The following is a 6,808-nucleotide window of genomic DNA, read 5'->3' on the forward strand; positions in this document are numbered from 1 at the left end:
GCTCGCCCCGGCCGACGGCACCCCGAAGCTGGGGTACCGTGTAGCCGGGCGCGCCGTAGAGGCCTTGGCACTCCGGCGCCCACAGGGCGTCCGCCAGCGACAGAGGCAGGTCCAGGTCGGCGCCCTGAAGCGCCCAAGAGAGCCCGTCGGAGACATCGCGCCAGACGTCGGTGGAGGCGGTAATCTCGTAAGTCGTGGTCATCGCGGGCAGAGTCCCAAAATGTTTGGTCGCAAACAAGCCGGTTCGATTGCCGTGGTTAAGGTCGTGGCCGTGCCGGTCCCGGACGTCAGACGAGCTCCGTGACGGTCACCCGGCGCCGCGGCCGGGAGGCCCACTCGGCCAGAACTGTCCTGAGCTCGTCGGTGACGACGACAGTCGAGCTTGTCGCGTGCCATCCCCGCATCGAGACCTGGACGCGGGCGCCGGCCCGTTCGGCGAGGCGTCGGGCGGTCGAGCGCGAGCAACCGACCGCATGGGCGATGTCGAAGAGTTCGACGCACTTGCCGGCCGGCGGCAGGCGGGCTTCGTCGATGGGCTCGGGCGGCAGGTGCGCGGAGAACGCGTTGACGGCCTGCGCGAGCCTCGCCGCCCGGGCGAGCTTCAGCCGCTTCTCGAACCGCTCGGCGCGAATTCGGCTATCGCCCTCGCGGCGCATCTCGGCGAGACGCTCACCCCAGCGCCATTCGTCGAGGGCCTGCGCGGTCGCGTGCGCGATCAGCTTCCCGTGCAGGTCGCCGACGGCGGGGCCGACGAGGAGCGCCCGGGCGGTCCACGCTTCCCCGGTGCCGGGGTCGATGACGTAAGCCCGGAGCGGTGCCCCGGCATCCATGTGCGGGGCGACCTCGCGGGCGACGCCCCGGGGGAGATGACCGAGCCTGATATCGTTGCGCCACCAAACTTCGACGGCGTTCCCATCGTGCTCGTTGTCCGGCGCCCGGACGAGGACCAGCCGGTCGCCGGCGCGGGGGCGGACGGGATCGCCGTCCAGTCCCTCCGTCGAGTAGTCGTAGAACTGCAGGCCCGCGATCTCGCACCCGGCCCAGGGCTCGCCGGCGTGGATGCGGTCGGCCTCGATGGCGGCGTCGACGCCCTCCAGGAGGACGACGCCCGGGAGTTCAAAGGGGAAATCGCTCATCGGCTATTCCTCGACGATGCGCTGGAGGATTTTGATGTACTCGCGCAAATACCAGCGCGCCTGACGAAGGATCTCGTCGGAGGGCTGACCTTGACCCGCCCGCCAACGGCGCGCGTCGCGCTCGCTCTCACCGAGGTCGTTGGCCAATTTGGCGTGCCAACGGTCGCCATGCAGGGCGCGTCCGATCCGCTCCAACTGCTCGTAGTTCGTCTCGTCGAGGCGGGGGCCCTTGTTCCCGCGAGCGGCGGGCGGGGGCGTGTCGAGGCTGCTCATGGCGTCTCATCCCCGACTGCGCGCAGTACGCGGGCGGCGTGACGCCGGGCAGCATCCTTCAGCCACGGGACAGAATAGGGCGGCGGTGCCCCTTGGCCTGCGAGCCACCTCCGGACGGCCTGGTGCGTCTCACCCATGAGGGGGGCGGTCTTCCCGATCCAAAGCGGACCGTGCATTGCCTCTCCAATGCGGGCGATGATGTCGATGTCGCGCTCGGCGGGAGCCTCAGCGTCGGGGGTCGGCACGGGCCGGGCGGTGGAGCGGGCCTCAGACATTGAAGTCCTCCATTTCGAGCTCGGGAAGGTCGCGACCGTCGGCCAGCGCTTGGAACCAGTCGGTCAGCGCGGGGGACATGCGCGGCGCCGGAAATCCGGCAGGTGGCAGATCGGGCGCGACGGGCCGGACTTGGGCGACGTCGGCACGGACGAACTCGACGGCCGCGGCCGGCGTGATCCCCTTGCGCCGCGCTAGCTCGACCGCGAGGGCGAGGTCCCCGGCGGATAGGCGGCCGGGCGGCGGGACGGCGAGGAGACGGCGGATCTGCGGCTTGGGCGGGGGTGCCTTGGTCGGGGCGGAGAGAACGGCGATGTCGAGGCGGCGCAGGTGCGCGTAGACAGCCTGGACCGAGACACCCCAATCGGCGGCGATCTGCGCGATCTTCCGGCCCTTGGCACGCTCGGCGAGAAGGACGGCGTCGGGCGGGAGAAGGCGATGGCGGGGCATGGCTCGGGTCTCCAGGATCGGGGGCGGTTCGATGGCGGTAGGCTCGGGCTCGGCCTGCGCGATCTCGGCGAGCGCCGGGAAGACGGCGGCGACGGCGCCCGGGTCCTGGTCCCGGAGCGCCTCGGCCAGCGCGGCGGCGGCCGGTGGGAAGACGTAACGGCCGGTGGCGGGCTGTTCGGGGACGAGGGCCAGCGCCGCGCGGACGACGGAACCGACGGCGGCCTCGAAGGCGAGGCGGGACTCCCAGGCCGCGGTCGCCTTGGCGTCGCCGCGACGGGCAGCACCGGCTAGCGCCGAGGCGATGCCCCGCTCGGCTGGGGAGATCATGGGGGGCGTCAGGCCCCTGCGAGAATACACGCCTTGATATGAGACGGTGATGCCGGCGGCGCGGATGCCGCGCGACGCGCTCCCGAGGGCGAAGCCGGACTCGATGGCCACGGCCGCGTCGATTTCCGAGCAGGCCATGGGGCGCCCCCCGGCGCGGCGGGGCGCGACGTCGCCGGCCTGGGCGCGTCCCTTCTGGGCGAGCGTCGAAATTGTCCGCTCGCCCAGCCAGGCCCAGCGTTCTGCCGCGGCGTCGGCGCCGTACGAATCCACGATCCGCGCGACGAGCGACGCCGCCGGCATGGCGCGGACCGCGATGTCGATGCTGTAGACCCCGTCGCTCATAGGAGTGACCCCTGCGAGGGGCGGCGGGGATCGGCGTCGGGCATGCGCACGGGGCGCCGGGTCGGGACCTGGGGCGCCGTCGGAACCGTGCGGACTTGCGCGACGGGGCGGGCGTCGACCGGCGCGGCCGGGGGCATCTCCGACGGCAGCGGCTCGACCGGGGCGCGGACGGCGCGGCGGTTGTAGGCCGGGCCGGCCGCTTGCCTCTCGTCGGCCAGGAGATGTCTCAGAAAGTCGGGGAGCGACGCGATATCCTCGTCATCGAGGTGGGGGTTACGCACGGGCGGCCTCCATGGGGACGACAACCGTCTCCAGTCCGAGGCCAGCGAGGATGCGCCGGCCCGGCGGGCGCCGGCGGGCGCGCACGTCAATGAGATACGCCGGGGACACCCCCAGCGAGCGGGCGGCCGCGCTGGCCGACCCAGCGGCCTCCACGCGGTCCCGGAGCAGGTCGAGGACCTCCTCGCGGGATACTTTGGCAATCGGTCCCATCGAAGTTATCATTTCCTCAGTAGTTGACCGCAAGGCGCTATTGCGACTCCCGTTGGCAACGATGGTATGAAAGTCGCGGCCTAGTGCAAGAGGAAATCGACACATGGAGGTTTGTTGCATTTCGCAACAAACCTCGGATGCCAATCCTTCGACTTTCGAAGCAATTTGGCCGTCGACAAAAGCTTGCGAATACTTGTCAAGCGGTCCACCTTACCCTCGTTGCCAACTCGTGAAGGGTTTCGCCGTGCTCTCCCTCCTCATCCTCGCCATCGCCTTCGCCGGGGTCGTCCTCCCGGTTCTGGCCGCCGCCGTCGCCGCGTCCCGGGGCGCTCCCGACGCCGCCCCGGCGGCTCCCGCGCCCCTCGGGGCCGCCATACCGCTCGCCGGACTGGGTCTCACGTGGCGCCGCCTCCGCACCGTCCGGACCGGCCGCGGCGAACGGGGCTTCTGGGTCGGCGACGGCGATCCGGCCCGGTACACGCGCGCCTTTCGACTGGCGAAGGGCCCCCTCTATGAAGCGGGCTATTCATGGGGCACCGCCGAGCGTTCGGGCGGGCAAGTCCAGCCCGTCTGCTGGGAAGACCCCTCGCAGGGCGACCAGGTCTCCCTCGACGCCATCACCGCGGCCGAGGCCGCCCTTGCCGCCGACGACGTCCGCATCGCCGAGGCCGAGACGCGCCGCGCCCGGGAAGCCGAGCTTGAAGCCCAGCTAAACGGTGACGCCCGGCGTGCCGACATGGAGGCCCTGCAGCAGTCCCTCCGCGTGAAGGGATGGGCCTGGAGCCGGCGGAAGCGCGACGTCGCCGCCGCGCTGCTGGCGGAGAAGCCCGGCCCCGGCGGGGCGCCCCGAGCGGCGGCGGCCAAGCTGGCCCGCGAGATGGTCGCTGAGGTCGACGCGGCCATCGAAGCCGTCAAGGCCCGCGTCGCCTCCGACCAGTCGCACGCGGACTGGCTGGCTAAGGCCGAGGACGAGGACGTCCGCCGGGCGGTGCACTACGCGACGCAGATCCTCTCGGACCTGGACGGCGACATGGCGTCTATTGAGAACGGCGTCGGGTGGTCCAAGGCCCACTCGCACACGGGCCACGTCCTCGCCGCCCTGCCGGAGCTCAGCATCATCGAGGCGACGCACGCCCTGGCCGCGGTGTGGCGCCATCGGCGCCAGGTCCGGCCGGAGTTCCTGCGCCGCATCTACGGGGAGCAGGCGTGATGGCCAAGCGCATCGAATCCCCCTGGCAGGGCGACCTCTTTACCGTGGACGCCCTGGTCTACACCGCGTCCCAGGATGCCCTCGACGCCGAGGCGACCGAGGCCCTGCGGGCGATCCTCGGGGCCAACCCCAAGCGGGCCTGGACGCTCTGGAACGCCCGCAGGGACAGATCCGGCGCCCTGCTCAATTCCGTCGACATCGAGGGGCAGCCCCGGCACGAACTCCGGATCACGGCGGTCGGTGGCCAGCGCCGTTACCAGTGGCTCGCCACGCGGATGGGTGAGCAGTTCGAGCTCGGTCCGGAGCACTACGCCCCGGGGGGCGCCTGATGCTCGCCCATCTCGCCACCGCCATCGCCACCATCCTGGCCTGGGAGGTCGCCAGGCTTCTGCTTCGGGCTGCGCGTCCGATCCCAGACTACCGCGCCCGAGGTCGCCGATGCCCGCGCTGAGGCGGCCCTGCTCCTGCCCCCGGGGCCGCCCGGGGACGAGTGGGTCGTGTTCCGCTACGTTTCCCATGACGATGAGGAAGGCGTCGACGGCCTGTCGCCGGCGCGCCGGGCGTGCCTCCACTGACTGACGCCGGACGAGGTCGCGCTGCTCCGGCGGCGCATGCCGGAGCCGATCGCGCGCCACATTGACAGGCAGACGACGATCCGCGGCGTCCGCCACGTCGAGCCGCTCCAGCCCGTCCTGAAGCTGCGCAATCTCGTCGAGCTTGCTAGCGGCGGAGGGGGCCACAGCGGCAGCGGTAAGCGCCGGAAATCCGGCGGACTCATCTCTTGCTGGGTTTGGCAGGGACGATCCGGATCTCCGGACAAAACTTCAGTGTGACCGCGACGGCGACTAGGCGATCAACTTTTTGTCCTTTCGAGCAAGTCTGCTGGAATAATCATATACGAAATACAAAATTAACTACCCAATAAATTTGAGTCTTGACAGATGTCTGAGGCGGAGTGAAAATCGTGAATCTCGAGCAGCATGGCTTTCTCTGAAAGGTGAAGGTTCTGTGTATCTGCACAGATGAACCGCTGCTAGCGCTAAGCGCGACCATCGAGGCCGTACCGTGCCCTCGTGCGCACGGATAAGGGTTCCTGACCCGCACTATAGTGATGTTTTGCGGGTCAGGAACCTATTCATCGAAAGAAAATCAATTTCGCGGGCGATATAGGAATTTTCTTACGAAATGCTGGCAAACATCAGCTTTCATTCGCAAGTTAATACAATCTCCGACGGATATTAGGGCCTATTGTCTCTTGAGCCCGTTGCGTGGATGAGCGTTTCTCCGTTTTGGCCATCGCCATCGCCGTCGCCGTCTCCTACGGATGCGTTTACGACCGGGGCGTCGCGGCCGAGCACGGTCAGACGCTCGCGGCGCGGGACGGCTGGAAGGCGCGGGCCATCTAGGCCGAGCGGTCGCGGCGGAAAACGAGGAGTCCGCCCTCGCGTTCGGACAGCAACTGTCCGAAAATGCGGACACCTTCGACCGGGCCGACGCGCAGGCCCGTGCCGACGCTGCCTGCGGGCGGAAGCAGCCTTTTACCGGTCAAGCTGATGGGGCTCTGCGCTAAATTGTACGTTCTCGGCGAGCCTCACGCGGACATCGTCGAGCGTGACCGGGCGGAAGCCGAAGCAATCGACGCCGACGTCGGTGCTGGCGTCCGTGCCCGGCAGGCTGCCGTGGGAATGCCCATAGAGATGTAGGTCGCCGTAGTGCATGCGCGGCCAGACCCGGTGCGCGTAATGGCTCAGCCAGAGGCCCTGAGGCGCGCAGTCCGGGTCCTGGACGACCACACGGGTGACGTCGAGGATGCCGTCCCAGGGCAGGCGTGCGCCGATCTTGTCGTGGTTGCCCCGGACGAGGAAGCGGCGACGGCCACGAAGGCGGGAGAAGACGGACCGGGCGTAGTTCTCGCTGCAGCGGTAGCAGAAGTCTCCGAGGTGTCAGACGGTGTCGTCGAGGTGCGCGGCGGCGTTCCATCGCGCGATCAGCGTCTCGTCGTGCTCCTCGATGGAAGCGAACGGGCGTAGGATCGACATCCTCGGCGAGAGGATTGCGACGTGCCCAAAATGGGTATCGAAAACAAAGAGATGGCGTGACACGTGAGCCTCGCGGATGGCGGAGGCTCGGCACGTGGCGGCGCTCCAGGGGTCAGTCGGTCTGGGGCTCGCGTAAGGGTTTCACGATGTCGTCTCCTAAGAGCCTGTTTGAGGTCCTCCGCCGGCCGTCCCCATCTGTCTCGTGTCACCAATACACGATCCGTCTGGCAGGACGGAGGAGAGAGCAGATGTGGACGGACCGGCAT

At 69.1% G+C, this 6,808-nt stretch carries 7 protein-coding genes and 1 pseudogene; 3 read left to right on the top strand and 5 right to left on the bottom strand.

The window, feature by feature from the left end; translation table 11 throughout:
• Nucleotides 1-287 precede the first annotated feature (287 nt).
• The 4 genes from MFF56_RS20580 to MFF56_RS20595 form a co-directional block, all read right to left on the bottom strand.
• Nucleotides 288-1,136, bottom strand: coding sequence for an HIRAN domain-containing protein (locus MFF56_RS20580; RefSeq protein ID WP_238230697.1), 849 nt, complete (start codon nucleotides 1,134-1,136; stop codon nucleotides 288-290).
• Nucleotides 1,137-1,139: 3 nt separating this feature from the next.
• Nucleotides 1,140-1,409 carry a hypothetical protein gene (locus MFF56_RS20585; RefSeq protein ID WP_238230699.1) on the bottom strand — a complete coding sequence of 90 codons (270 nt, stop codon included), beginning with the start codon at nucleotides 1,407-1,409 and terminating at the stop codon, nucleotides 1,140-1,142.
• 267 nt (nucleotides 1,410-1,676) lie between these two features.
• Nucleotides 1,677-2,801 carry a hypothetical protein gene (locus MFF56_RS20590; protein ID WP_238230701.1) on the bottom strand — a complete coding sequence of 375 codons (1,125 nt, stop codon included), beginning with the start codon at nucleotides 2,799-2,801 and terminating at the stop codon, nucleotides 1,677-1,679.
• Entirely contained in the window at nucleotides 2,798-3,082 is a 285-nt protein-coding gene (locus MFF56_RS20595; RefSeq protein WP_238230702.1) for a hypothetical protein, read from the bottom strand. Before MFF56_RS20595 ends, MFF56_RS20590 begins: the two co-directional genes overlap by 4 nt.
• Nucleotides 3,083-3,537: 455 nt before the next feature.
• Between MFF56_RS20595 and MFF56_RS20600 the strand changes: the two genes are divergently transcribed.
• The 3 genes from MFF56_RS20600 to MFF56_RS20610 all read left to right on the top strand — a co-directional run bounded on the left by MFF56_RS20600 (nucleotide 3,538) and on the right by MFF56_RS20610 (nucleotide 5,909).
• The gene (locus MFF56_RS20600) at nucleotides 3,538-4,503 is read left to right on the top strand and encodes a hypothetical protein (RefSeq protein ID WP_238230704.1); all 966 of its coding nucleotides are present in this window, start codon (nucleotides 3,538-3,540) and stop codon (nucleotides 4,501-4,503) included.
• The gene (locus MFF56_RS20605; protein WP_238230706.1) at nucleotides 4,503-4,832 is read left to right on the top strand and encodes a hypothetical protein; all 330 of its coding nucleotides are present in this window, start codon (nucleotides 4,503-4,505) and stop codon (nucleotides 4,830-4,832) included. The genes MFF56_RS20600 and MFF56_RS20605 overlap by 1 nt, the downstream gene beginning before the upstream one ends.
• Before the next feature lie 939 nt (nucleotides 4,833-5,771).
• On the top strand, nucleotides 5,772-5,909 hold the full coding sequence (locus MFF56_RS20610) for a hypothetical protein (RefSeq protein ID WP_238230709.1): 138 nt from the start codon (nucleotides 5,772-5,774) through the stop codon (nucleotides 5,907-5,909).
• Nucleotides 5,910-6,041: 132 nt separating this feature from the next.
• Here the strand turns inward: MFF56_RS20610 and MFF56_RS20615 are convergent.
• Nucleotides 6,042-6,542, bottom strand: a pseudogene (locus tag MFF56_RS20615) (hypothetical protein).
• Nucleotides 6,543-6,808 lie beyond the last annotated feature (266 nt).

The organism is Methylobacterium hispanicum (genome assembly GCF_022179285.1).
In the GTDB taxonomy this organism is placed as follows: Bacteria; Pseudomonadota; Alphaproteobacteria; order Rhizobiales; family Beijerinckiaceae; genus Methylobacterium; species Methylobacterium hispanicum.